Source organism: Pseudoalteromonas sp. BZK2, from assembly GCF_014349195.1.
Classification (GTDB): domain Bacteria; phylum Pseudomonadota; class Gammaproteobacteria; order Enterobacterales; family Alteromonadaceae; genus Pseudoalteromonas; species Pseudoalteromonas simplex.
This window is the reverse complement of sequence record NZ_JACSOG010000009.1, coordinates 102,277-126,456: the sequence shown is the minus strand read 5'-3', so window position 1 is coordinate 126,456 and position 24,180 is coordinate 102,277. Positions and strand designations below refer to the sequence as shown.

The following is a 24,180-nucleotide window of genomic DNA, read 5'->3' as shown; positions in this document are numbered from 1 at the left end:
CGCTATGATTAATAAGTTAACCACAATTGCTGCTGCAATAGTGCTTGTAAGCAACGCAGCGAAAGCTAATGAGCAAACGGTTTATCAATTTCCTCAAGTTCAACCAGCATCAAGCGCTCAACTGCAAACACTTGAAAAAAACAGTGTTGAATATTGGCAGAAGGTTTCGGGTAAAGAGCTTAAGCGCGGCGTGCCTGTATTTGTAAACCAAGCTGATAACTTTATTCGCATTGCACCAAAAGCACGCTTTGATAGCGGCGAAGTATTTAAGCCTCATGGCTTACAGCTAGATAAACTGTCGGTGCGAGATGACAACTTTAGACAAATGCCAATGCAAGCCATGGTTGCACGTGAGCAAATGGAAAATGCAGGATTTAGCGATGGCAGTGTTGGGCTAAAGCTAGGTCAGGTAAATGGCAAAGCAATGTTAAGAACAAGCCAAGCGCTTAACGATAACGACACCTACTTGCTGCATGTGATTGAAAAAGGCTCGAGCAATGCTTTGCATGCTAAATCGCAATTTAAAGTGAAAGATCAGCAACAGCGTGTTGCTATGCAGCTTAGTATGGGTAAAAAGCGCTTTAAAGATAGTGATGTGAAGTTAACGCTTTCAAGTCCTGATGGCGAAAAACTAGATGTACGTTACGAAAATGGTGAAGCAGTATTTAATTACCCGCTTGAAACTTTGGGTGCCGCAAATGGTTACTATGAGCTTGAGGCCAGTGTAGACACTAAAGTGAATGGCCAAACGGTAAAACGCTCTATAAAAATGCCGTTTGTACATAGCTCACAAACCATCAGTATGGATAAAGCCAAAGTAACTGCGCTTGGCAATAACAAATACCAAGCTAAAGTACCGGTGCAAGTGACCGACTCAGGCCGCTATGCCATTCGTGCAACCTTAACTGGCAAAGGTAATAAAGGTGAGCGCATCAAACTGGCAACGGTTGAAGTAGCAAAACAGATTGATAGCTATGGTAGTTTCACCATGCCTTTTGCAGTCACTCAAACAGCGAAAGCCCCATATGAGCTGGTGGATATTGAACTTACCGACCAAACGCGAATGTTAAAGTTTGCGGGGGAATAAAGGGTAGCTCTTATCTTATGTTGGGTGGAGCGAAGCGAAGCCCAATAAGTTAGCGAGTTGCTAGGGGTAGGAGCTATCAGCTTTCAGCCGTCAGCTATCAGACGAAAAAGTTTGCGAGATACGAGTTTAGGCGTTTTTTCGCCGAACCCTGTGGTTCAATTTGTTTTGCACAAAGAGAAAAGAATGAGAAGTAAATGAGATAGAACAAAAGAGTATTTTGTTTTTTCCTTTTAAGCGCAGCGTCTCTTATCCTCTTTGTGAATATTATTTTTAAATGCTGTTTTTCTCTGTGTAGCGCGAAGTGCCTCAGTGTACTTTGTGGTTCAATATTTTTTTTTCACAAAGAGAAAAGAATGAGAAGTAAATGAGATAAACCAAAAGAGTATTTTGTTTTTCCCCTAAAGCGCAGCGTCTCTTATTCTCTTTGTGAATATTATTTTTAAATGCTGTTTTTCTCTGTGTAGCGCGAAGTGCCTCAGTGTACTTTGTGGATCAATATTTTTTTGCACAAAGAGAATAGAATGAGAAATGAATGAGTAACCCAACAAAACCATCAAATTTTTTAAAAAATACCTTTTAAGCGCAGCGTCTCTTATCCTCTTTGTGAATATTATTTTTAAATGCTGTTTTTCTCTGTGTAGCGCGAAGTGCCTCGGTGCTCTCTGTGGTTCATATACTTTGAAAATAAAAATATGCTCAATGGGAATTTAAACTCAAACAAATATCTGTTTAATAGGTTGTTTTTGTGTTTATCATAGAAATTAAACAATAATAAAGTTTGAGCTGCATGCTCACCAAGGACGGTTATGCCAGATATGTATTTTGGAATACTCGCCAATTTAGGCGTGGTTCTGTTACTCGTTTTAATTTTAAAAGCATTCAGTAAAGTAACTATAAACTTAACTTGGCTGCTTGCTACTCTGTTAATTCTATTTTGTTATTTCTTAGCTTTATTCAAAGGTAAAGAGTTCATTTCCTTAGATTTACTTTTTACAGATCTCAAATGGAATTGGTCAGGTAAAATTGTCGCTATTACTCTTTGGGCTTTGGTATTGGCTTTATTAGCAGCTTTTAAAAGTGACTTTAAAATCAAGGACGCTGGTTTTACTCTCAGACAAAATGAAGGCTCTATTAAGCCTGCACTCGTTGTTTTAACCCTGTTTGTTGCGTTGCAGATTATTGTAACGCTTAGCCTTGGTAACGGACCAAATTTCGATTTTGAAACGCTACTCTATCAAGCTCTTATTCCTGGGTTAGATGAAGAACCAATGTTTAGAGGAGTTTTATTATTTTGTTTTTCGTTGGCTGTTGTTTCATCGCGCATTAACTTTTTTGGCTCGCCAATAAACATTGCAGGGTTACTTTTGGTTTTATTATTTGGTCTAGTTCATGGGGTTATGCATATAGATGGTGAGTGGCATTTGTCTGCATTCAGAATCGTATTAACTGGGAGTTATGGATTTATTTTGCTGTGGTTAAGAGAGCGTACTGGTAGCCTTGTTTTTCCAATTGTGGCGCACAATATGGTTAACTTTGTTGGGCAGTTAGTTTAGTACATGAAGGTAAAGTAAATATACTATCAAGTACATAGGTTGGCTTAATAGGAAAGTAATGGCAAAATTGTGTTTTAAAAATGGAAACTTAGATAATGGATTATAATCAGCCACTTTCGAAGCACTCCCTAGATTTAAACCTGAGCGACCGAGTTTGGTTTAGATATTCAACTTTCTATGAAAAGACAGTTTTAAAAGCAGACTCTAATACAAAACTAACGTCGCTACCGGGCCTAGCTGTGCTGTCGGGCGGAGCTGAATTTTTATTTTTCTTTATGACTATCGCTATTGCTGTAATGAGCCTAGTGCTTCAAGAAACGATGCAGCCGATACCTGCTTTTGTAACTTGTGTGAGTTGTTATCTTTGTGTATTTGTTATCAAGCGAATTGTGATTTATAACAAATTTGGATTTGGTCGTAAGTGGGTTATGAGTATATCTAAAGACTCACTCGAAATAGATAGGTTAGCAATAGAGGGTAAAGCTTCAAAAGTTATGCAAATCGCTAAGGGCGATATCCAAGAAATCATTTTTAATTATACTTTTCACGGTAGAAGTGGTCATATTGTGAACGAAAAAACGGCCAATTTACACGCTTGTGAAATTCATCAAAAAAGTGGCGATGTTGTTACGCTAGATAGTATGCGAGTAGGTCTTTTTGATGTGCTGTACCTTTTAAAATTCCACGAATACCCGCTACTATTCAGAAGTACAACTTCAAGCGGTGCAGGTAATATAGTTATTTTGATTATGCGATTAATTTCTCTTTCTGCGATCATATCGGCTCTTGTCATGTTGGCATTTAATTTAAAGTCATAAAGGTGAGTTATTTGTATGGCTATTAGCTGGTAGGTTGGTTAGAGCGGATTTAAACTCAACGTTTGGAGCCATCAGCTTTCAGCCGTCAGCTATCATATTGAAAAGTTAGCGAGATGCGAGGTGTAGGAGGCGTTTTAACGTCGAAAAAATGGAGATATTAGATATCAGTGGTTAGAAGTCAGATTAAAACAACAGAGCTGTAAGCTTTAAGCTATAAGTCAGATCAGCCTGCACGCAGTTTCAGTGAAATGCATACCCGTAGGCGTGGAATTTATTTCGCGCGATGCTTATCTAAACCACAGAAGCAAGATGTAGGTCGGGCTTTAGCCCGTCAATGTTAGCGATTATGTGTTGCCATAAATGACGACCTACAGTGCTTGATTCATTAGCTCGTAGGTTGGTTAGAGCGGGGTGAAACTCAACGTTTGGAGCCATCAGCTTTCAGCCGTCAGCTATCAGATTGAAAAGTTAGCGAGATGCGAGGTGTAGGAGGCGTTTTAACACCGAAAAAAGTCAAATTGGTAGGTATTCCAACCCAAAACCAACGCTATGATATTAGCACCTAGCACCTAGCACCTAGCACCTTAACCATTCCTACGCGATATAAAATCGCCGCTACACTCTTGCTAATCCGCAACTCGTGCCCCTAGACCCTTTCACCTGTATTCTTTTACAATGCATAAAATGACTTTTTTTAGAGAATGCGTTGAACTACTTGGCTCACCTTTACTTAGCACAACCGACAGCTGATTCACATTTTGGTAATCTGCTGGGGGATTTTGGTGGGCGTCGGTATTCTGCGCAGTTACCTGATGCGGTTAAAAATGGCCTTGAAAATCATTATTTAGTTGATAGGTTTACCGACTCGCACCCTCTTGTAAAAGAGGCTAAGCAATACTTTTCACCAGCACGTAAACGCTTTGCAAGTGTCGCCATTGATGTAGCGTTCGATCACTTTCTAATTCAGCATTGGCAGCGGTTTAATGATCAACCATTAGCTGAATTCAAACAGCACAGTTATGGGCTTTTAAATGCTAGGCAAGCCATGATGCCTTCGCGTATGCAGCAAGTTGTGACTAGTATGACCAACAATGATTGGTTTAAAGAATATGAAACACTCGATGGGGTCGGCCTTGCCCTTGATAACATCGCCAAGCGTATTCGCTTTGCCAACAACTTTGCAGGAGCCGCTGACGATATAGCCCGCCACTACCAACAATTAGACGCGGTGTTTTTAGCGTTTTTCCCTGAGCTGGTTGAGCATGTGAAGCAAATGGGTGTGGAAAAGCAAAAGCTTTAAGCTGGTAGGTTGGGTAGAACGGAGTGAAACCCAACAAGTTATCGAGTTAAAGGGAAAGATACGAGTTTCGAGGAACGAGATGCGAGTTATAGGAGGCGTTTTAACGCTGAACAAAAAAGTCGATTGGGTATGGAACCCCTTACGAATCCAAAACCAACACTATGCTGTTAGCACCTAGCACCTAGCACCTAGCACCTAGCACCTAGCACCTAGCACCTTTAACCATTTCTACGCGATATAAAATCGCTGCTACAGTCTTGCCAACTTGCTAACTCATCCCATTTAATCGTCTGGGCCTTTTAGGGTAAACACTAAATGCCTGCGCATGTCTTTTAAAATCACGCCTTTTTTCAGCATTGCGCCACTTAGGCGTTTTTGCCATTTTAATAGCTCTGGGGTCGCTGCATCGAGTGTTTGCTGGTTTTCAAATTGAAAACATAAAAGCAATGAGCCTGGGAATAAGTGGTATTCCACATCAAACCAGCATTGCAACATGCCTTCAAGTTCTGCGCGACCTTGCTCTTCAAGGGCGTCGGCAACATTTAATACAAGGGCTTGCTGTTTTAATTGTACTTTAGAAAGCTTTTTCATTTAAAAACCAAAATCGAGTCGAAAAACTAATTATACCTAAGCTTCATGCTTGGCGGAATGCATTACGCCAGTCTCGCGGTGATAAACCAAACTGAGAACGAAAATGATGGCGTAAAGTAACAGATGAGCCAAAGCCGCATTGCTCTGCTAAATGTTCTAGAGGTAAATCAGTTGACTCAAGAAGTCGCTGCGCGTGGTTTAAACGTTGATTTAATAGCCATTGCCCAACGCTCTGCCCAGTAAGCGATTGAAAGTGGCGGGTAAAGGTGCGTCGGCTCATGTGCATTTGCTCTGCGAGTGTATCAATCGTATGGTTGCTAGCTAAGTTTTTTTGCATCCGTTCAAGCAAGCTTGCTAAACGCTCATCAGCAACATTTTGCGGGACGGGTAGGGCAATAAATTGTGTTTGCCCGCCAGTGCGATACGGCGCAGTTACCATCATTCTGGCAATAGCATTAGTTTGCTCGCTTCCTAAAAATTTGCGAACTAAATATAAGCAACAATCAATGGCTGCCGCTGTTCCTGCCGATGTATATAGCCGATTATGTTCAAGGTAAAGCACTTGATTGTTAAGCTTCACTTTTGCAAAGCGCGCTTTGAAGTCATCGCTGTATGCCCAGTGGGTAGTTGCTTCAATATTATCTAAAAGCCCTATGTGCGCTAACGCATAAGCGCCTAAGCAGAGCCCTACAATTATAGCGCCACGGCTATGCGCGTTTAGCAAACTGGTTGCTAATTCTTTAGAGGGGGCTGTTTCAGGTGATGGCCAAGACGGAATAATTATAATATCTGCTTGATCAAACTTTGTTATTGAGTGATGCGCTTGAATATCAAACCCCGCGCTTGAGGGCATTACAGCTTTACTTTCGCTGCACACTGCTAAGTTAAATTCTTTAATACCAGCTGAGCGAGCGCCTTCACCAAACACCATGCATGGTACTGCAAGGTGAAATGGACTGATATTTGGAAATGCGAATACTGCAACATTCATGGTAAAGCCTTATCAAACACTTTGGCCCAATATTATCGATAAATGGTGTTTGGGTCACTGTTTGATACGTTAAAAATTCAGCAAACTAGGCGTCAATACAATGAAAAAGGGTTTATACAATGACAAACACAGCATTACTAATTATCGACTTACAGAATGATTACTTTGAGGATGGCGCGTTTCCTTTATGGCAGGCTAAACAAGTAAAAGATCAGCTCGTAGATGTGATAAAACAAGCCACAGAGCGCGGGGTTTTACCTATTCATATTCAGCATGTTGCTGATCCTTCTCAGGGTTTAGCGCCATTTTTTAATGAAGGTACAGAAGGTGTTGATATTCATCCTGATATTTTAAATGCAGCACCAGAAGCCCCTGTGGTTGTAAAACACTATGCAGACAGCTTTCATCAAACTAATTTAGAAGATGTCTTAAAGCTGCATGGTATTAAAAAACTATTGATCGCAGGCATGATGACGCAAAACTGTGTGACTCATACAGCTATCTCAGAACAAGCTAAAGAGTACGATGTGGCAGTTTTAACGGATGTGAGTACAACAGTATCTGAAATGCTACATTTAATCGCACTAAATGCGCTTGCCCCACGAGTAAAACTGCTAGACGCAAAGCAAGCCTTGCTTAGTTTGCAAAGTAATTAATATTTGCAAAGGCCGAAATAACATCTTTGGCAAATGCAATACGGGGGTGTTTTAATGCCCCTTTGTTCCAAACTAAGTAAATTATATTTTCTGGGCCTTCGGGCCCCAGTTGCACAAGCTCCCCGGCTTTTATCTGATCGCGACAAAGGTAATCGGGTAATACAGAATAACCAATACCTGAACGAATAATATTGCTAATAGCACGTATGTCCGGGCAAATAGCAATGACGTTTGAGTGGCATTTTGCGTTGAATACAGCTTCAAAGTATTGTCTTATCAAAGGCAGCTCTTCATCATAAGCAACGACATTGTAGCTTGAGAGTAAATCTGCGGTAATGGTGCTGTCTTTGATTTCTCGGCCATGTAAACGGTTCATCACCAAAATGAGCTTTTCTTTGTCGAGCACTAGGCTATCGAATAGTGCTGGATCAGGCGCTGATGCGGCAATAGCAATATCTGCAGTGCCTGATTGCAAGGCATCAAAAATTCTCACTTTATTACCAATATGCAGAACAAGATTTACATTGCCAGATTGCAGTAAGTTGGCAATTTGTGGCCCCGATACACTACTAATATATTCGGCAGGTCCTGCAATATTAACAGTGCCATGCGCGGCATCAGAACGTGCCCGTATCGACATGATCTTTTGCTCTAATATATCGATATGACCAGAAACCTGCAGCGCTAAATCATGTGCAGCGGCAGTGGGGGTAACACCGCGGGCTTTGCGCTCAAATAAAGATTTACCAACTACAGTTTCCATTGCTTGAATGTGTGAGGTCACTGAAGGCTGAGATAAGCCTAAATTAGCCGCAGCCTTCGTAATATTTTTACAACGATAAACTTCAACAAAGGTTTTTAATTGCGTGAGATAAGACATGTAACTGTACGAGCCATAAATATTCTGATTGCTCCTCTTAATTTATCCGAATTCTACTCGCCCCGCAAACCCACTATGATAGCTTCACTTTCTAAGAGGATGAGTTATGAAAAAGATATTACAGCGACTAACGCTTGTTGCTGCATCAACTATGTCGATGTTTGCAGTGGCGGGTGAAGGCGAAGTATTGGTTATTTTATCAAGTGAAACAACCATGGACTTAGCTGACGGCCAGAGCATCGAAACAGGCTACTACCTAAATGAGTTTGGTGTGCCAGCAAAAGCATTAGTTGATGCGGGTTATGAGCTTGTACTTGCAACACCTAAAGGTAATGCGCCTCAAGTAGATAAAAAATCAGTGAGCACCGATTACTTTGATGGTGATGAAGCTAAAATGCAGAGCATTCAGCGTTTTGTAGCATCACTTCCTGATATCAATGATACCGCGAGTTTGAGCGAAATTTTAGCGGGTGACTTAAGCCAATATGAGGCTGTGTTTATCCCTGGAGGCCATGCACCTTTAATTGATTTAGCAAACAACCCAGAAGTGGGTGAGATTTTGCGTCATTTTAATAAGCAAGGTAAACCAACAGCGGCAATTTGCCATGGCCCAATTACCTTGTTGTCGGCACAAGTTCAGCCAAATTCTTATTATCAAGCAATAAAAGATGGCGAAAAGGCAGCGGCCAACAACTGGATTTATGACGGCTATAAAATGACTATTTTTTCAGACCCTGAAGAGCGTGTTTTTGAAAGCAGTTTAGAAGGTAAAAAGCTTAAGTTTTATCCAGCTATGGCAATGGAAAACGCCGGTGGAAATATGGCATTCGCTAGTGAGTGGCAGCCTAATGTGGTTGTTGACCGCGAACTGATTACGGGGCAAAACCCGTTTTCAGATAAATTATTAGCAGAAAAACTTTTAGAAATGTTAGCTAAGTAAATTAGCTAATTAGCAATTTAAACCTAATTTAAGGGGCATTTAAATGTTGAACTTTATTTATAAAAATCAAACCGAAATTTTGTTTGGTAAAGGTCAAATGAGTGAGATCACGTCACGTTTACCAGAAAACGCTAAAGTACTATTACTTTTTGGTGGTGGCTCAATAAAGAAAAACGGCGTTTACGACCAAGCAATGAGTGCATTAGCCGATGTTGATGTTATAGAGTTTGGTGGTGTTGAACCTAACCCAACATACGAAACACTGATGCAAGCTGTGGCAAGTGCTAAAGAGCATAATGTTAACTTTATTTTAGCTGTTGGCGGTGGCAGTGTTATTGATGGCGCTAAGTTTGTTGCAGCAGCTTATAACTTTGCAGGTGAGCCGTGGGATATCCTTGTTAAAGGTGCTGAGTTTAGTAACCCGCTTCCTATTGGTGCAGTATTAACTTTACCTGCAACTGGCTCTGAGAGTAACGGCAACTCAGTGGTTACTAAAAAAGAGACGTCGCAGAAACGTGCTTTTTCATCACCGAGTGTGCAACCAGTTTTTGCAGTACTTGATCCTGAATATACTTTTTCGTTACCTGAGCGCCAAGTAAGTAATGGTGTTGTAGATGCGTTTGTACACGTTATTGAGCAGTACTTAACTTACCCAGTAAATGCACCATTACAAGACCGCTTTGCAGAAGGTATTTTACAAACTTTGATCAGCGAAGGACCTAAAGCGCTGAGCGAGCCACAAAACTATGATGTTAGAGCCAATGTTATGTGGTCGGCTACAATGGCACTTAATGGTTTGATTGGTCAGGGTGTACCGCAAGATTGGTCTACACATATGATTGGTCATGAATTAACAGCACTTTATAATCTTGATCACGCACAAACACTAGCGATTGTTTTACCTGCACTAATGCATGTTCAAAAAGAGCAGAAGTCTATTAAAATACAGCAACTTGGTGAGCGAGTGTTTGGTTTTAATTATAGCGATGAAGCTGAACAAATCGATAAAACGATTAAAGCAGTGCAAGACTTCTTCGAAGCAATGGCTGTGAAAACACGCCTTGCTGATTATGACTTTGATGAACAAGCAATCGACGCGGTTGTTAATAACTTAGAAAAGAATGAGTTAACTACGCTAGGTGAACACGGTGATATTGATTTAGCGAAAGTTAAGCAAATATTAGCGCTGGCACTTTAGGGGTTAAATTTAAAGGCGTAACATAAGCTGTTACGCCTTTTTAAAAAATTGAAGACGTTTAATTCTATTGCATAAGCTAGTAAAATCTAGGCAATAAATTATCGATAAAAATCACACCATGAAACTTACCCATTTATTTTCAAGCGCTTGTTTAGCTTTATCTTGCTTTGTCTATGCAGAACCTGCAAAGTTTTATGCTAATGAAGCATTGCAAAAACAAACGCCAACAGCATACGCGCTCAGTGAATCTAATATTCCTTGGTTAGAGCAAGCACATAAGCAAAGACAACTTGATGCAGAAAAACTGGTCAACGCCTTAAAGCAAAATAAAGCGCTTTATAAAAAGTTAATGAACTGGGAAGCGCTATCGTTTGAGCAGCGAATGGCTTTACTACCAGAGGTGTTTGCAATTGAAATTAAAAGCTTTGCTATTACAGCACCAACCTTGGTGATAAATAACACCTTGTATCCGCAAAGAGCAGTTAATTTTGTGTTTGATGTACGTTACCCAGGTGCAGGATTAGTTTATTTAAACCCAGATAAGCTCAAAGAGATGGAAGTTTATGCGCCATTAGCGTTTTTATTACACGAAACCCGCCATGCATACCAATTTCAGCTAGCCTTTAAAGAGCAAAACTTATTAGCAAAAGGTTACTTAAGCGCATTTAAAACGCAGAGTAACTTATCGGGCGCATCATTTAGTGATTTTTTAACACTACTTAATGAGTACGAGGCGTTTCAATTTGGTAATCAGGTACTTGAACTGCTCACTGATGGTAAGTTTGAATCAGCAATGATGGGCACATTTGCTAGCCAATTTAATGAGCATAACCACTTAAAAATTGATTTGCTCGAACTGGCTAAAGAACCCCAAAAGGGCAGTTTACTTGAGCGGTTTAATGCCGCGATGAAAGAGCAATATAAGCTACGTTACCCTGAAAAATAAACTAACGTATGTGAGTGTTCACTATTTCATTGAGCGCCATGCAAAGGTCGAGGCGGCAACCACAATCGCAATAGAAATACCAAGGTAGAGGGTTTCTATTGTGCCGCCAAACTCAACGGCGTGTTCTAAAAACAGAATCACCAAAATCACAGATGTTACCTGCACTAAAGTAATTTTTAAGTCATGAAAATCTTCGATATGAAAGGCGGCCAAAAACTGGCTGCTTTTTGTTGTTGAGGGCGATATAAATAGCCGGTACAGACTGATGGTAATGACTTGAAGAGTAATACCAATCAGTAATAAGTCGAGAATTTTTAAAAGCTCGACAATTAACTCTTTCCCTCCTTTTGCTGAGTCAGGTAGCGCGGTGATGGTGACTTTAACAACATTGAAAACGATATTCACACAGGCAATGTAAACGAGTAACGATGAAATGGCCGTGGTGAGAATCGCGATAATAACTAAAAACCGGCTATTTTGAAAAATGCGCTCCATATCAACTCACACAAATTAATTTCTTTAATATACGTAGTTTAGCTCGTTTTTGATTAATTACTGAACATATTATATGCCAAGTTAAACCTAACTTATTAGTTCTTTGAGTATTTACTCGTAAGGTCGGGTTGTGTATAAGTTTAAGGAACAATGAAGGTTGTTCTTATTAAGCTTTATTTTAAAAGGGATGTTTATGGGTTCTATGGCTAAGCACTCACTGGGACTGGATTTAAATGATAAAAAATGGTTTCGATATGCAGCCTTTAAAGGAAAGTCATCACTAACCGAAGATTCATTAACAGAACTAGAGTCTTTGCCAGGCTTAGCGACGTTATCAGGATGGGCCGAAGTGATTTTTGCGCTTATGGTATGCGCAATTTCACTATCTAGTTTTTATTTAGTAGATGCTGTTAAACCATGGTTGGCTTTTTTAATTTGCCTTACAAGCTTTTTATTGGTGTTTATTACCAAACGCATCATGACTTACAAGAAGTATGGCTTTGGTTCTAAATGGGCAATGAGCATAAGCAAGGATGAGCTTAAAGTTGATAAGTTGACGTTTAAAAAGCACCAAAATCGTCCCATCACAATTGCTAAAAATGAAATCGCAGAGGTGTTATTTCACTATACGATGGATCTAAAACGCAAACGAAAGTTTGGCGAACCCCGAGTTAGATTACCTACTTTGCATGTGTGTGAAATTCACTTAAAAAATGGTGATAGCCATGAAATTGACGGGATGCGGGTAGGGCTTTTTAACGTATTATATTTAATGGTTTTTCATGGCTATCCATTAAGCTTTAAAGGCACTTTTGCTGGTGGTGCAGGGAATGTCTTAATTTTGTTACTAAGGATGTTTGCTCTATCAGCAATTGCAAGTGCGCTTAGTATGCTTTTCGTTAATTTAAAGCCATGAGCAGTTGTTGTGTATTCTTGAATGAAATAGCGCCTATTAAAATCAATAGACGCAACAGGTACGCTCGAATTAAGCAATAAAGTCAAGGGTTACAAGTAGTCGTTTTTCGCCAGCAGCGAGTGCTGGTGAGCGGTGCACAAGGCCTTTGCCTTCGTTATCTTGCCAAGTTTCGCCTTTTAATAAGGCTACATCACCCACATTTAGAGAGTGAATTTTAGCATTTGCTGTCATTAATCCTGATTCTTCATCGCTTAATCCTTGATGACCAGCGCCAAGTTTGGTGCGATCAAGTCCTGCATTTTGCAACCACTGCGAACCACTACCATAATATGTGCTGACTAACCGGCAAGGGACTTTATCAACATGAAAACGTGGGCACATGGCACGTTCAAGTACTCTTAGGCGTAATCCGGAGCGCTTTAACTCAAATAAATAACAAAACATATCAACAAGCTGAGCGAGGTCGGCTTTAAGCTCTTTTGCTTGAGGTAGTTTTTCAAGGGCTTTATCAATGTCAGCCACAATGCTGTTTTGATTGATCACAGCGTTAATACTAAGTTCTGGGTTGGCTGTAATACTCTCAGCTACTTCTGATTGCAGCTGTTCAGTTAAGTTACGCTGCCAAATTGCAATGTTATGCTCAGGTTTATAAATTTGTGAAAACACCACAGGGCTTAGCGCTGTTGCTGCCGCTGATGGTAGGTTATCAGTGTCATGTTCTAATGCGTAGGCTGTCATTATGCTTCCTCCCAGACAGGAAATGGATCGGGCAGGGTTTGCCAAAGCGCTTTGCCTGCTAATAGTTCATCGTCGCTAAGTAAGCAGTTATCGAGAGCTTGAATGATCGCTGCTTGATTGAGGTTTTGACCAATAAAAACCAGCTCTTGGCGCATATCACCAAAGGGCTCTTGCCATACTTGGTTAATTGAATCTAAGTAGTCACTATCAGTTGGCCACTGATCTTGCGGTAAGGCTTTCCAAAAAATTCCGCCAAAACCATAGCGGGCTATGCCGCCAGCTTGATTCCATTGGCAAGCAAATTGTGGTCGAGAGGCTAACCAAAAGTAGCCTTTGGAACGAAGTAATTTGCCTTCGCGCTGATTGTTATGAATAAAGTTATAAAATTTTTCAGGGTGAAAAGGGCGGCGAGCTTGGTAAGTAAAGCTGCTAATACCGTATTCTTCGGTTTCTGGGGTATGTTCGCCGCGCAGTTCTTTTAGCCAGCCAGGTGCTTGCTGAGCTTTTTCAAAGTTAAACAGGCCCGTGCCCAAAATTGTATTGATATCAACTTGGCCATTTTCAATGGCAATCAGTTCTGCTGAGGTATTTAATGAGCTTAAAATGGCTTTTAAGCTCTTGAGTTCATCGGCACTAATTAGGTCTGTTTTACTAATTAAAATGACATCAGCAAACTCAACTTGATCAATAAGTAAGTCGGCTACGCTTCGCTCATCTTCATCACCTAAGTGTTCGTTGGTTTCTTGTAAGAATTTGGCTTCGTTAAAGTCGTTTAAAAAATTAACGGCATCAACGACCGTGACCATGGTATCAAGCCTTGCAACATCAGACAGTGACACGCCATCTTCATCGGCAAAGGTAAATGTTTCGGCAACATGAAGGGGCTCTGAAATACCGGTTGACTCAATAACCAAATAATCAAATTGGCCTGTTTGCGCTAAAGCGCGTACTTCAATGAGTAAGTCTTCACGCAGTGTGCAGCAGATACAGCCATTGCTCATTTCTACTAGTTTTTCTTCGCCGCGGCTAAGCGAAACATCGTTTTTAACTGTTGCTGCATCGATGTTTATTTCGCTCATATCATTGACGATTACAGCCACTTTTTTGTCTTCACGGTTATTTAAAATATGGCTGAGCACAGTGGTTTTACCTGCACCTAAAAAGCCAGAGAGCACGGTGACGGGGAGTTTGCTCATGGTAGTGACCCTTAATAAGATTAAACAAAATACGTTAAATGCTTTGTTATAATATATCAATTTCGTGTCGTTTAGGAATAGTAATCGTTGTTCGAGTAAGACTATTTGGCAGTGTACGAATAGGTACAGCTGGCTTAGTCTTTAGCTAATTAACTGCTTATTAAGGATTTATATGCGTTTAACCAAACTGTTGCCGCTTTTTATGGCGTGTTTGCCTTATACGTTATCGGCAAAAGAGCCGTTAGCACCAAAGCTCCCTGAGGCTATACAAGAAATCTACCCTACAGTCATGAATCAACAGATTTGGGTTGCAGGGGGTATCTCTAACGAGCTGCCAGGATCTGCGGGTAAGATGACCGCAAAAGTTCATTTTTGGTCGCCTGAGTATGCAAGTTGGCAATCGGCCCCGAGTTTGCCTGAAGGGCGTCATCACACGTATTTAATCGCAGTAGAAAACAGACTATTTGCCTTTGGTGGTTTTGTTAATAGCCAAGGCCAATGGACCAATAGCCGTGATGTGCTAATGCTAGATAAAGGTGCTAAAGCATGGCAAAAGGTGGCGAGTTTGCCTTTTGCATTAAGCGAAACGGTGGGCGCCGTGCTTAATGGTAAAGTGCATTTAGCTGGCGGTCGCAGCCCAAGCAGTGAGAAAAATGGACAATGGCAACATAGTTTAGATGTGAGTGCGCATTTAGTCTTTGATCCTAATAGCTTCACATTTACAGAAGCGGCTCCTCTACCTTCGGCTAGAAACAGTGCGGCGAGTGCTCAAGTAAACGGTCGTTGGTTTGTGCTAGGTGGCAGAACCGTTGGCGGTGAGCCTATCACTGACATGCTCGAATACTTACCCAATACAAACAGCTGGCAAGCACACGCAGCACTCCCTAAAGCACGAGCAGGGCATGCGGCAGCGGTTATTGATAATGCTATCACTGTGTTTGGCGGTGAACATAGCAAAGGAGTTGATCGTGAGGTTTTTAGCTATGATTTGTCTAAGCAGCAATGGCGCAAATCTTTCGAGTGGCAAACGCCACGCCACGGTTTAGGGGCTGTTACGTTAAACGGCCAAATTTGGCTAGTGGGTGGCGCCACAAAGGTAGGACTTTCTGAAACGAGCCGTGAAGTGAATAATGCAAATGTGCTGCTTGAAGGTATGAAAGGTTTATGATTACTGTCTGTTAAAAATAATGTTATATTTGTATTCTTACCAAAAAGTAATAAAATAATACAAATTAAAATTTAACGATCAGGTTTCAAGATGACATTACAAACAAATAGTCCGTTAGTAGAGCAGCGTGCCGATCCATTTGTGCATAAGCACAGCGATGGTTTTTATTATTTTACCGGTTCTGTACCAACTTATGATCGCATTGAACTTCGTAGGGCTGCGACATTAGAGGGCCTAAAAGACGCTGAAACCTTTGATATTTGGTTCAAACATGACAGCGGCCCGATGAGTCGTCATATCTGGGCACCTGAAATTCATTACCTCGATGGCAAATGGTACATCTACTTTGCAGCCAGTGAAGAAGATGATATCTGGGCATTACGCCCGTATGTGCTTGAGTGTAAAGGTCAAGATCCGTTAAATGATGAATGGGTTGAGCTTGGCATGATGCAAGCGGCTGAGGGCGATGAAAAGTCATTCACTGATTTTTCTCTAGATGCCACTATTTTTGAAAATAACGGTAAGCGTTACTTCTGCTGGGCAGAGAAAACCGGTGGTCAATTTGCGGCATCCAACCTGTATTTAGCTGAGATGGAATCTCCAATTAAGCTAAAAACAGCACAGTTTATGCTGACGACACCTGATTACGATTGGGAGCGTGTCGACTTTTGGGTAAACGAAGGCCCGGCAGTACTTAAAAATAACGGTAAAATTTTCATTGCTTTCTCTGCAAGTGCAACAGGCGCATGTTATTGCATGGGTTATATGGAAGCCGATGAAAACAGCGATTTACTTGATCGTAATTCGTGGACCAAAACACGTATGCCAGTACTTGAAACAAGTGTTGATAAGAAAATTTTTGGTCCAGGTCATAACTGTTTTACAGTAGCTGAAGATGGTGAAACACCACTGTGTATTTACCATGCCCGAGACTATGAGCACGCAGTTGGTGAACCAAGTGTGGTGCCAAAAACAGACACTCGTCCACTTGAGGAAATAGTAAAGGATCCACTTTACGATCCAAACCGCCACGCTCGTGTGATGGAAGTAAAATACGACGAAAATGGTCGTCCGCTATTTGAATTGTATTAATTTACAGTGATTCAAAATTCGCTTACAAAGCCACCTACTCAGGTGGCTTTATTGTATGAGGTTTAGTTAGCTAACAATAGCTGGGTACCAGTTTGCCATAGTCACCCCAAATAAGCCGATTAAGAACACGATTGATATTAGCGTCATCAAACAGGCGGTGCCGATAGTGATAAAGGTAATATTCGTTCGAGCTGCATAGCGGACAAGTTCGGCTATTAAAAGGGGGACTAAGTAAGAGCAAAGGCTAACAGCAAGCACGGCAGGCCCTGTGAATGTGGCGGTATCGACGCCTAAGGTGCCAAATACTAAAAACCATGCAAATATTAATAATCTAAAAAACAACACACCGTTAGCGGCAAGATATAAGCGTATAGCCCATACTTGATGGGCGTTAAAGTTACGAGCCCTTGCGGTTTTAACCGCAAATAGACTTGATACGATAACCACTAAGCCGCCAAACATTGTCAGCGCATGCATCAAGGTATTACCAACCGTTCCTCTTACTATCATTAAATACATGCCAGCAAATGAAATACAGCAAGCTAAAACAACAAATACACGACCATTGTAGCGATGAAATGCTCTGTATTTTGTTCTCAGTTTTTCAATCAGCTGTAAGCTTCCGCCAAGGATCATCACGACAGCAAATAATACATGCACTGCATACATCAAATTCCCCGTTGCATCATTGGCAACATAAGCGGTGTTATTAAGCTGGTTCCAACCAGAAAGACCTGTAGTTAACCCTGTCACTCCATAACCAAGAATGAGGTAAATCACAAAGCAAGTTTGCGCCATTATCAGGCTAATAAACCAAAGCTTTTTACTGTATTCGAGCGCCTTTAAAGGCGTGAGTTTGCTATTTTTGTTAAACATCATCAAATCCATTATATTTTTCTAATACCGCAAATATAAAGGGCTAGAGAAGAAACTCTTCTCAAATTCGAAATTTGATCAATAAAATATTGTGATTATTTATGAGAACTCACACAGGGTTTGACACATTCACTAACAAACTCTTTTTGCTATGTTGATTTTGAAAAAGTACACTTATCTGATTGGTAAAAAAATCATCAATCACCCAATTTAAGGCATGAAGAGTTATGCAAAATACATCCCCTTATTACTTACTCTTTTTCGTTTGTATGGGGCTCATGCTGCTAAATGGCATGAAAAAAGATAAGCAACTTATTCATTATCTGTTTGCTGTATTTTGTGGCTCGCTTTGCATGGTTGGGGTGCAAAAAATTAGTGCGCCCAGTATTGGTGTTTACAGTTATTTAATTGGCTTATTTACCTGCGCAACTTGTAATATGGCTTGGCTTATCTCACGGACTTTATTTCGAGAGCAAAAGCCTATTTCTAAGGTGCATATTGCAGTGGCAACTGTTATTGCGGGGTTAATTATGTTTAACCAGACGTGGCATTATTTGGTGAGTATTGATGTAAAGCTTTTCCCTGATAGCCAATTTATGTGGCGTTTAAAGCAGGGGATGGCCGAAATAACGGTGTTGCTATCGTCTAGTATTTTGGTGCTCTCTTTTTGGGAAGCATTACGGGGTTATAAAGGTAAAACACAAACGCAAAAGTTGCAGGCAAAGATTTTTGCTAGCTGCTACTTCTTAGCTGTATTTAATGCCAGCATTTTGCCTAAATTTTTATTCAGTGAGAGCGAGTTTCGACAATTTGAGCCGCTTATAATTACCTCATCTGCATTGTTGATTGTATTTGCCATGCAGCTAGTAATGTTCTTGCAAAAACGTGCCCACAACAGCGTGCCTGAAGCTGTTGATAGCAAAGTGGTGAACTCTGAAAAGGTAGTGAAAGCTACCAATCAGGCTGAACAATCTGAAAATAATGAGGTAGAGGCTGAGCTTATTACTGGCATAGAAGCACTCATCAATAAGCAGGTTTATTTGCAAACTAATTTGAAAATTTCTGATTTTGCCCAAGCATTAGCAGTACCTGAGTATAAGATCAGCAGGGCAATTCGTTACCACTTTAAAGCTACAAATTTTAATTTATTTATTAATCAGTACCGAATACAGCATGCGCAAGGGTTGTTACTAAAAGACGAAGCAAGTCATTGGAGTATACTTAGTATTGCAATGGAAAGTGGTTTTTCTTCGCTTGCAACCTTCAACCGTGTTTTTAAAAGCATCGTTGGGGTTAACCCTAACGAGTTTCGTAAGCAGAACAACTCAATAGGTGAACAAAAAATCATAGAGCTTACTGACTAAAAGTTACAGAGGCTTTTGCGTTAAATGCTCAGCAATGACCTCAAACATGGTTTGTACTTCTATTGGCTTGGCGATGTAGCCTTGCATTCCGGATTCTTTTGCTTTTGTTAGGTCGGCTTCCATGGTGTTGGCGGTCATGGCGATGATTGGAATATGCGCAAACTTTGATTGCTGTTTAATTTTATTCGCGGCGGTATAACCATCCATTCTTGGCATTTGACAGTCCATTAAAATGCAATCGAATGTGCCTTTTTCTACTGCTTCAATCGCTGCAACCCCGTCTTCGGCGATATCAACAATAAAGCCATTTGAACGCAATATTTGCGATGCGACTTGTTGGTTTAGCGGGTTGTCTTCAACGAGAAGTATTTTTGAGCCCGCGAGCGTTTTAAAACAGGTGTTATCTACTTTGTTTTCCTTTTTAGTAGCGATCCCCATCACATGCTCAAGGGTTTTTAGTAAGTTTCCTTTTATAATCGGCTTTAAAAGTATTTCTTCAACGGTTTTATCTAGCGTACTTAGCGTGTCTTTAACTTCTTGGTTTTCAAAAGAAGCGAGAATAATGGTTTTTTTAATATCGATAGAAAGCTGCTTTTTGAGGTTTTCTAAAATGTTATTTTGTTCACAGTTTAAGACGTGCCAATCTAAAAAAATAAAGTCGTAACTATGGCTAATATCGACCTCAGAGAGTTTTTCATCCATGCAATCAATAGTTTTTACATTGATGCTTAATGTGTTGAGCATGCTTTGGAGAATAGCTTCAGGTTGGCCGCTTTGCTCAATAATAAGAGCTCGCTTATGTTTGAAAATGTTTGTGTCGTGGCAGCTTTGCATACCCGATAGCGCAAATGACACATCAAAACTAAAGCAACTCCCTTTGTTTAATTGGCTTTTTACCTCAATGTGACCACCCATAAGCTCGATGATCTTTTTACTGATAACAAGACCTAGACCTGTACCGCCAAACTTACGTGTTGTTGAAACATCGGCTTGTGAAAAAGGCTTAAACACACTATTTACTTGCTCTTGAGACATACCAATGCCTTGGTCAATGACCTGAAATTTAATACAAAGAGAGGTATCGGTTTGTGACTCTTTTGTCATTTTTAGCGTGACATTTTGCTGGTTTGAAAACTTAATAGCATTGCTCAGTAAATTTAACAAAACTTGATTGAGCCTAAGTGCATCACCGATTAAAAATTCAGGAATATCATCGTCAATTTCAAAAATGACTTCGATGTTATTTTTCTCAATTAAGCTACTGGCTAAATTAGCTAGGTTAGCGAGAAAGTTGTTTAGATTAAAATCACTGTTTTCAAGTTCGAGCTTATTGGCTTCTATTTTAGAAAAGTCGAGAATGTCATTGATAATACCAAGCAGTGATTTGGCCGAGAGTTGGATTTTTTCAATGTAATCATATTGTTTGTCGGTTAATTCTGTATCAAGGGCGAGGTGGGCCATGCCTAGAATTGCATTCATTGGCGTGCGGATTTCGTGACTCATATTCGCTAAAAACATCGATTTAGCTTGGTTGGCGGCATCGGCTAACTCTTTGGCTTTATTTAAATCCTGGGTGCGAATGATAACTTCTTGTTCTAGATTTTCGGCGGCATGTTTTAGCGTCATATTGGCTTCATATAACTCTAAGGATTTTTGTTCTAAAAGCGCTTCGGCTTCTTTTCGAGCCTGGCGCTCTCGTTCTATTCTACGTTTGTAGAGTTCTTCATCCACATTAAGCTTCTTTTGTTAGAGTAAAAGTGGCAGATTGATAGTTATCCTCAATCTCGCTTTTAACGGTAATAACTTCATTGAAATGTTCGCATGCGCCCTCAATTAAGCCCTCAGCTAGACATGCAAATGGGTTACCAGAGCGATAAAACATTTGCATTTCGTTCTGGCTAATTCGTTTAGTTTCAAAGCTTGGTAATTCAGCGTCGTTGTAGAGCTTTTTAACTTCAATATGTACGTGTTGGTCAATGGTATCAAGGAATTCAAAAGTACTTTCGACACTATCAAAAAAGTGTGGAAATAAAACAAAAAAACGCTTTAACAAATACTTACCATAAGCATGAACTAGTTCATCAACGGGCTTATTTATGTGATTGCTTAATGAGCTGACCAACATTAACAGCTCTTTATTGTCGTAGTTTCCAACGCTGGTGTAAGCGCCGTTTGAAGTAAGTGAGTTTTCTTCAATGATTTTGTCTGCGACCTCATAAGAAAACTCATTTTCGACCATTTCTAAAAACTCGGTAAAGACGATACCTTTCATATAATTGGCCTAATGATTTTTCATACTTAAAGTTTAGATATAAACAAGAGTTTTACAATTTTTATGTATCAAACTTTAGTATGGCTAGCGATAAAATCAGCTATTAAGTTTTTTGCTTTAAATAACACAGACTTTGTCGGGAGTTGTAGCCATGTAGTTTTCAGATGGTTTACTAGTCTCTTTACAAAAAATAAACATTAATTGTGTTTTTGGGTACATGCAGGTAGTCTATCTTTATAGGTAATTTAATATTATAAATAGTTAAGGAAGATAGTCTTGAAGATTTACAGCTCAACTAAGTTGTTAGTGAAAACATTAATAGTACTTTTGTGCTTTACTCAACATACCTTGCAGGCACGAGAATGTAGTGCTATGCCAGAATCTGGCAATGTATACTCTGTAATTAATAGGGGGTCTGGCCTTGCACTTGATGTAAATACCAGTGATTCTAGCTCAGCCCCGAATATTATTAGCTACGAATACTGGGGTGGAAATAACCAAAAGTTTCAACTTATTCAAGAAGCAGATGGCTATTGGATTATTCGCTCTAAATTTAATAATAAAGTTCTTGATGTGTTGAACTCATCGCAATCAAATGGTGCAAATATAATTGCTTATGATGATTGGCAAGGAGCAAATCAACGTTGGTTGTTAAAAGCATCTTCATCGGGCGGCTTCAATATCGTTAATAAGTTAACCGGTAAATCTTTGACAGTTGCAGGCTCAAATAATACTGCAAATGTTTATCAAAATGATGATGCTGGGATCAGTTCACAAAGATGGTTTATTAATCCAGTAAATGGCGACTGTGGGACTACAGGAACCACTCCTAGTGACTTAATAGGCTTTGCATCTCAAGCAGGTCAAGATGGATTGAGCACAACGACCGGTGGTGGTAATAACACTGCCATCACAGTATATAACTGTGATGATTTAAGTACGGCGTTGAGTTCTAGTTCTGCTGCGGTTATTCAGGTTCCAGATAACACCGTGATTGATTGTAGAACCGCCAATAGAACGGTACCGGCTTGTCCACTTGATTGTGGCCAATGGGGAGATTACGGTAAAACGTGGTACAGAATTCCCGTTGGTAATCAAAGCTGTAGTGAGCTGGGGAGCAGCTCAAACTCAACCGTGAATGTTACCCGTAATGATAGACGTATCATTGTGCAATCAAATAAAACACTGCAAGGGTTGGGTAAAAATTCGAAAATAATTGGTGCCAGCCTCGTTATTAGCAAGCAGCGAAATATTATTATTAAGAACATTATGCTTGAGGATATTAACCCTGCGCTTGTTGAAGCTGGTGATGCTATTTCAATAGATGATAGTAGTCATGTATGGGTTGATCACATGGCATTTAATAAAATAAGTGATGGATATATTGATGTAGACAATAGTCAAAACGTTACTTTAAGTTGGAATCGTTTTTACGGGCATAACACGCAAGTTTGCGCTAACCAGCATTGGTATACTCATTTATTCAGAAACTCTCAAATAACAGCGCATCACAATTTTTGGGATACAGCAGCAGGGCGAAATCCTAAAGTCGATGGCTATAATTCACGTGTGCATATGTTTAATAATTACTGGAAGAACATTACTTACTTCTCAATTAGTGCAGGTAATGGCGCTGAGGTTTTAGTAGAAAACAATTACTTTGAAAATTCAGCAAAACCGCACTGGAATCAAGGCTCGGGTTATTTTAGTGCCTCAGGAAATGTTTACACTGGAAGATCAGCAACTGATCAATATCGTGATAGCGGAGCAGCGGTATTTGGTGATGTTCAACTCTATCCATATCGATTAGATGATCCAAATTCTTTGGGCAGTAAAGTGAATGGCGGAACAGGCCCACAATAAATACTTATTGTGAGTTGGAAAAAGCTCAGCTATTACTAAATAGCTGAGCTTAACGTTTTAAATTGCAACTAAGCTTTGCTCCAGCATCGCTTTAATTTGCTTAACAATTTTAGCTTCTGTCTCGGGCTCAAATTGCTGAATACGTGGGGTGTGAATATGCCCTGTAGGGATGTCTGAATTAAGCTCATCACGCAGTCGAATACTACGATACGAAATTTCATTTGATAAGTAGCCGCCACCACCACCTTTGACAGCAATCGCACCTTCTAATTCTTTAAGAGATTGTGGCTCAAATGCTTTTTCAAGCGTAACGACTTTATGATTGTCGTTGATTGGGAATGGCCCTTTGGCTTTTTGCATCTGCTTAACTGGTAAGCTAAAAGTGACAAACTCATTGCCCGGAAGAGGGCGGTCGTTTAGGCTCGAAATTTTCGGTGCAGTGGCTGTGCCGCCATACACAATATTGGCGTTATCGGGTGCCGTTACACTACGGCGTTTACCCGGGAAGCGTTCAAGATCAAAGTCTTTGCTGCCCATACTGATAGTGGCAATCATATCGACATTGTTAAGTGCGTAATAGGGCGCAAGTAATGATTCGATAATACCTTGATCAAAGTCTTCGTAGCGTACTGGCACCATCACCGTATTGATCTCTGCGCTAATGCCATTGTAATTAATCACTTGGCCATCAAGTAATAATGCCGCAACACCTGATGGGTTACTTTGATTAATATTTCTATCTAATAAGAATGGATCAAAACCTGTAATTAAAATGCGTTTATCGGTTTTTTTACTGTAATCAAGGTCGGTACGGCCTCGGCTGCCATTTTCAAGCATGGTTAATAACGCGGTTTGTTCACTATCGGTCATTGCAAACTTAGGTTTGCTGGTGCGAATAATCTTGCTTGAAAGTAAACGTGCCCAATACAGCTCTCGGTCGTCGAAGCTGTTGGTTTTAATTATACGCGCTTTGGCATCGCGCCATAATTGTTTGGCGTAATCATCAATAAGGTCACTTGCTTGCTGATAACTGGTGGCAGCTTGCCATTGTTTTTCAAATTGATTTACTTCATCAGAAAAAGCACTCAACACCTTTGGCATGGCTTTGCTGGCTTTTTCAATACGCAGTTCCTCAACGGTTAAATTGGCTGCAAATACAGTAAATGACGAGGCGATTAAGCTAGTGGCAAGTAAAACTTTTTTCATGATTATCCTATTTAGTTACAGCAGGTTTTGTAGG

Annotated in this window: 23 protein-coding genes; 13 read left to right on the top strand and 10 right to left on the bottom strand. The window is 40.2% G+C overall.

Features of this window, described 5'->3' with window-relative positions; all coding sequences use genetic code 11:
- Window positions 1–4 precede the first annotated feature (4 nt).
- The 4 genes from BIZ38_RS07405 (at window position 5) to BIZ38_RS07390 (ending at window position 4,758) form a co-directional block, all read left to right on the top strand.
- On the top strand, window positions 5–1,087 hold the full coding sequence (locus tag BIZ38_RS07405) for a DUF4785 domain-containing protein (RefSeq protein ID WP_187489985.1): 1,083 nt from the start codon (window positions 5–7) through the stop codon (window positions 1,085–1,087).
- An 806-nt stretch (window positions 1,088–1,893) separates the two neighbouring features.
- On the top strand, window positions 1,894–2,640 hold the full coding sequence (locus BIZ38_RS07400) for a CPBP family intramembrane glutamic endopeptidase (RefSeq protein ID WP_138599863.1): 747 nt from the start codon (window positions 1,894–1,896) through the stop codon (window positions 2,638–2,640).
- A 95-nt stretch (window positions 2,641–2,735) separates the two neighbouring features.
- On the top strand, window positions 2,736–3,458 hold the full coding sequence (locus BIZ38_RS07395) for a hypothetical protein (RefSeq protein WP_187489984.1): 723 nt from the start codon (window positions 2,736–2,738) through the stop codon (window positions 3,456–3,458).
- Window positions 3,459–4,164: 706 nt separating this feature from the next.
- Window positions 4,165–4,758 carry an ACP phosphodiesterase gene (locus BIZ38_RS07390; protein ID WP_187489983.1) on the top strand — a complete coding sequence of 198 codons (594 nt, stop codon included), beginning with the start codon at window positions 4,165–4,167 and terminating at the stop codon, window positions 4,756–4,758.
- Window positions 4,759–5,040: 282 nt separating this feature from the next.
- Here BIZ38_RS07390 and BIZ38_RS07385 read toward each other — a convergent pair whose 3' ends face one another.
- Both BIZ38_RS07385 and BIZ38_RS07380 read right to left on the bottom strand, forming a co-directional pair.
- Window positions 5,041–5,349, bottom strand: a complete 309-nt coding sequence (locus tag BIZ38_RS07385) for a hypothetical protein (protein WP_054560743.1) — start codon at window positions 5,347–5,349, stop codon at window positions 5,041–5,043.
- A 43-nt stretch (window positions 5,350–5,392) separates the two neighbouring features.
- On the bottom strand, window positions 5,393–6,340 hold the full coding sequence (locus tag BIZ38_RS07380) for a GlxA family transcriptional regulator (RefSeq protein WP_187489982.1): 948 nt from the start codon (window positions 6,338–6,340) through the stop codon (window positions 5,393–5,395).
- Window positions 6,341–6,459: 119 nt separating this feature from the next.
- On the opposite strand from BIZ38_RS07380, the gene BIZ38_RS07375 reads away from it, so the two are divergent.
- Window positions 6,460–6,996 (top strand): cysteine hydrolase family protein, encoded by a 537-nt coding sequence (locus BIZ38_RS07375; protein ID WP_187489981.1) that lies wholly within the window; start codon window positions 6,460–6,462, stop codon window positions 6,994–6,996.
- Here BIZ38_RS07375 and BIZ38_RS07370 read toward each other — a convergent pair.
- Entirely contained in the window at window positions 6,977–7,876 is a 900-nt protein-coding gene (locus tag BIZ38_RS07370; protein ID WP_138619649.1) for a LysR family transcriptional regulator, read from the bottom strand. The two genes, BIZ38_RS07375 and BIZ38_RS07370, sit on opposite strands and share 20 nt — an antisense overlap.
- A 106-nt stretch (window positions 7,877–7,982) precedes the next feature.
- Between BIZ38_RS07370 and BIZ38_RS07365 the strand changes: the two genes are divergently transcribed.
- From BIZ38_RS07365 to BIZ38_RS07355, 3 genes are all read left to right on the top strand, one after another.
- Window positions 7,983–8,816, top strand: coding sequence for a type 1 glutamine amidotransferase domain-containing protein (locus BIZ38_RS07365; protein ID WP_187489980.1), 834 nt, complete (start codon window positions 7,983–7,985; stop codon window positions 8,814–8,816).
- A gap of 43 nt (window positions 8,817–8,859) precedes the next feature.
- On the top strand, window positions 8,860–10,014 hold the full coding sequence (locus BIZ38_RS07360; RefSeq protein ID WP_187489979.1) for an iron-containing alcohol dehydrogenase: 1,155 nt from the start codon (window positions 8,860–8,862) through the stop codon (window positions 10,012–10,014).
- Window positions 10,015–10,132: 118 nt separating this feature from the next.
- The gene (locus BIZ38_RS07355) at window positions 10,133–10,960 is read left to right on the top strand and encodes a hypothetical protein (protein ID WP_187489978.1); all 828 of its coding nucleotides are present in this window, start codon (window positions 10,133–10,135) and stop codon (window positions 10,958–10,960) included.
- 21 nt (window positions 10,961–10,981) lie between these two features.
- Here the strand turns inward: BIZ38_RS07355 and BIZ38_RS07350 are convergent, their stop codons facing one another.
- Window positions 10,982–11,455: a YqhA family protein gene (locus tag BIZ38_RS07350; RefSeq protein ID WP_054551913.1), complete on the bottom strand. Its 474-nt coding sequence runs from the start codon at window positions 11,453–11,455 to the stop codon at window positions 10,982–10,984.
- 193 nt (window positions 11,456–11,648) lie between these two features.
- On the opposite strand from BIZ38_RS07350, the gene BIZ38_RS07345 reads away from it, so the two are divergent.
- The gene (locus BIZ38_RS07345; RefSeq protein WP_187489977.1) at window positions 11,649–12,371 is read left to right on the top strand and encodes a hypothetical protein; all 723 of its coding nucleotides are present in this window, start codon (window positions 11,649–11,651) and stop codon (window positions 12,369–12,371) included.
- A gap of 69 nt (window positions 12,372–12,440) precedes the next feature.
- Here the strand turns inward: BIZ38_RS07345 and BIZ38_RS07340 are convergent, their stop codons facing one another.
- Window positions 12,441–13,109: a DUF1826 domain-containing protein gene (locus BIZ38_RS07340; protein ID WP_187489976.1), complete on the bottom strand. Its 669-nt coding sequence runs from the start codon at window positions 13,107–13,109 to the stop codon at window positions 12,441–12,443.
- On the bottom strand, window positions 13,109–14,305 hold the full coding sequence (gene zigA, locus BIZ38_RS07335) for a zinc metallochaperone GTPase ZigA (protein ID WP_187489975.1): 1,197 nt from the start codon (window positions 14,303–14,305) through the stop codon (window positions 13,109–13,111). Before zigA ends, BIZ38_RS07340 begins: the two co-directional genes overlap by 1 nt.
- Before the next feature lie 172 nt (window positions 14,306–14,477).
- On the opposite strand from zigA, the gene BIZ38_RS07330 reads away from it, so the two are divergent.
- Together BIZ38_RS07330 and BIZ38_RS07325 are read left to right on the top strand one after the other, a co-directional pair.
- On the top strand, window positions 14,478–15,473 hold the full coding sequence (locus tag BIZ38_RS07330; protein WP_187489974.1) for a Kelch repeat-containing protein: 996 nt from the start codon (window positions 14,478–14,480) through the stop codon (window positions 15,471–15,473).
- A gap of 90 nt (window positions 15,474–15,563) precedes the next feature.
- Window positions 15,564–16,565 (top strand): family 43 glycosylhydrolase, encoded by a 1,002-nt coding sequence (locus tag BIZ38_RS07325; protein ID WP_138599876.1) that lies wholly within the window; start codon window positions 15,564–15,566, stop codon window positions 16,563–16,565.
- Window positions 16,566–16,631: 66 nt separating this feature from the next.
- On the opposite strand, the gene BIZ38_RS07320 is transcribed toward BIZ38_RS07325, so the two are convergent.
- On the bottom strand, window positions 16,632–17,441 hold the full coding sequence (locus tag BIZ38_RS07320) for a DUF2306 domain-containing protein (protein WP_187489973.1): 810 nt from the start codon (window positions 17,439–17,441) through the stop codon (window positions 16,632–16,634).
- 227 nt (window positions 17,442–17,668) lie between these two features.
- Between BIZ38_RS07320 and BIZ38_RS07315 the strand changes: the two genes are divergently transcribed.
- Window positions 17,669–18,805, top strand: a complete 1,137-nt coding sequence (locus tag BIZ38_RS07315) for a helix-turn-helix domain-containing protein (RefSeq protein ID WP_262387570.1) — start codon at window positions 17,669–17,671, stop codon at window positions 18,803–18,805.
- 3 nt (window positions 18,806–18,808) lie between these two features.
- Here the strand turns inward: BIZ38_RS07315 and BIZ38_RS07310 are convergent, their stop codons facing one another.
- Window positions 18,809–20,536, bottom strand: a complete 1,728-nt coding sequence (locus tag BIZ38_RS07310) for a response regulator (protein ID WP_187489972.1) — start codon at window positions 20,534–20,536, stop codon at window positions 18,809–18,811.
- A gap of 1 nt (window position 20,537) precedes the next feature.
- Complete coding sequence (locus BIZ38_RS07305; protein WP_138599878.1) at window positions 20,538–21,077, bottom strand: heme NO-binding domain-containing protein; 540 nt, start codon at window positions 21,075–21,077, stop codon at window positions 20,538–20,540.
- Between the two features lie 276 nt (window positions 21,078–21,353).
- Here BIZ38_RS07305 and BIZ38_RS07300 point away from each other — a divergent pair, with 276 nt between their 5' ends.
- Window positions 21,354–22,940 carry an RICIN domain-containing protein gene (locus tag BIZ38_RS07300; RefSeq protein WP_187489971.1) on the top strand — a complete coding sequence of 529 codons (1,587 nt, stop codon included), beginning with the start codon at window positions 21,354–21,356 and terminating at the stop codon, window positions 22,938–22,940.
- 57 nt (window positions 22,941–22,997) lie between these two features.
- Here BIZ38_RS07300 and BIZ38_RS07295 read toward each other — a convergent pair whose 3' ends face one another.
- On the bottom strand, window positions 22,998–24,146 hold the full coding sequence (locus BIZ38_RS07295; RefSeq protein WP_187489970.1) for a hypothetical protein: 1,149 nt from the start codon (window positions 24,144–24,146) through the stop codon (window positions 22,998–23,000).
- Between the last annotated feature and the right edge of the window lie 34 nt (window positions 24,147–24,180).

What these genes read in the sequence shown, in the direction of transcription:
- BIZ38_RS07400 (WP_138599863.1), top strand. Translation starts at nt 1,894, where the DNA reads ATGCCAGATATGTATTTTGGAATACTCGCCAATTTAGGCGTGGTTCTG.
- BIZ38_RS07330 (WP_187489974.1), top strand. Translation starts at nt 14,478, where the DNA reads ATGCGTTTAACCAAACTGTTGCCGCTTTTTATGGCGTGTTTGCCTTAT.
- zigA (WP_187489975.1), bottom strand. Translation starts at nt 14,305, where the DNA reads ATGAGCAAACTCCCCGTCACCGTGCTCTCTGGCTTTTTAGGTGCAGGT.
- BIZ38_RS07360 (WP_187489979.1), top strand. Translation starts at nt 8,860, where the DNA reads ATGTTGAACTTTATTTATAAAAATCAAACCGAAATTTTGTTTGGTAAA.
- BIZ38_RS07405 (WP_187489985.1), top strand. Translation starts at nt 5, where the DNA reads ATGATTAATAAGTTAACCACAATTGCTGCTGCAATAGTGCTTGTAAGC.
- BIZ38_RS07365 (WP_187489980.1), top strand. Translation starts at nt 7,983, where the DNA reads ATGAAAAAGATATTACAGCGACTAACGCTTGTTGCTGCATCAACTATG.
- BIZ38_RS07295 (WP_187489970.1), bottom strand. Translation starts at nt 24,146, where the DNA reads ATGAAAAAAGTTTTACTTGCCACTAGCTTAATCGCCTCGTCATTTACT.
- BIZ38_RS07315 (WP_262387570.1), top strand. Translation starts at nt 17,669, where the DNA reads ATGCAAAATACATCCCCTTATTACTTACTCTTTTTCGTTTGTATGGGG.
- BIZ38_RS07320 (WP_187489973.1), bottom strand. Translation starts at nt 17,441, where the DNA reads ATGTTTAACAAAAATAGCAAACTCACGCCTTTAAAGGCGCTCGAATAC.
- BIZ38_RS07305 (WP_138599878.1), bottom strand. Translation starts at nt 21,077, where the DNA reads ATGAAAGGTATCGTCTTTACCGAGTTTTTAGAAATGGTCGAAAATGAG.
- BIZ38_RS07370 (WP_138619649.1), bottom strand. Translation starts at nt 7,876, where the DNA reads ATGTCTTATCTCACGCAATTAAAAACCTTTGTTGAAGTTTATCGTTGT.
- BIZ38_RS07325 (WP_138599876.1), top strand. Translation starts at nt 15,564, where the DNA reads ATGACATTACAAACAAATAGTCCGTTAGTAGAGCAGCGTGCCGATCCA.
- BIZ38_RS07340 (WP_187489976.1), bottom strand. Translation starts at nt 13,109, where the DNA reads ATGACAGCCTACGCATTAGAACATGACACTGATAACCTACCATCAGCG.
- BIZ38_RS07385 (WP_054560743.1), bottom strand. Translation starts at nt 5,349, where the DNA reads ATGAAAAAGCTTTCTAAAGTACAATTAAAACAGCAAGCCCTTGTATTA.
- BIZ38_RS07350 (WP_054551913.1), bottom strand. Translation starts at nt 11,455, where the DNA reads ATGGAGCGCATTTTTCAAAATAGCCGGTTTTTAGTTATTATCGCGATT.
- BIZ38_RS07395 (WP_187489984.1), top strand. Translation starts at nt 2,736, where the DNA reads ATGGATTATAATCAGCCACTTTCGAAGCACTCCCTAGATTTAAACCTG.
- BIZ38_RS07345 (WP_187489977.1), top strand. Translation starts at nt 11,649, where the DNA reads ATGGGTTCTATGGCTAAGCACTCACTGGGACTGGATTTAAATGATAAA.
- BIZ38_RS07375 (WP_187489981.1), top strand. Translation starts at nt 6,460, where the DNA reads ATGACAAACACAGCATTACTAATTATCGACTTACAGAATGATTACTTT.
- BIZ38_RS07355 (WP_187489978.1), top strand. Translation starts at nt 10,133, where the DNA reads ATGAAACTTACCCATTTATTTTCAAGCGCTTGTTTAGCTTTATCTTGC.
- BIZ38_RS07380 (WP_187489982.1), bottom strand. Translation starts at nt 6,340, where the DNA reads ATGAATGTTGCAGTATTCGCATTTCCAAATATCAGTCCATTTCACCTT.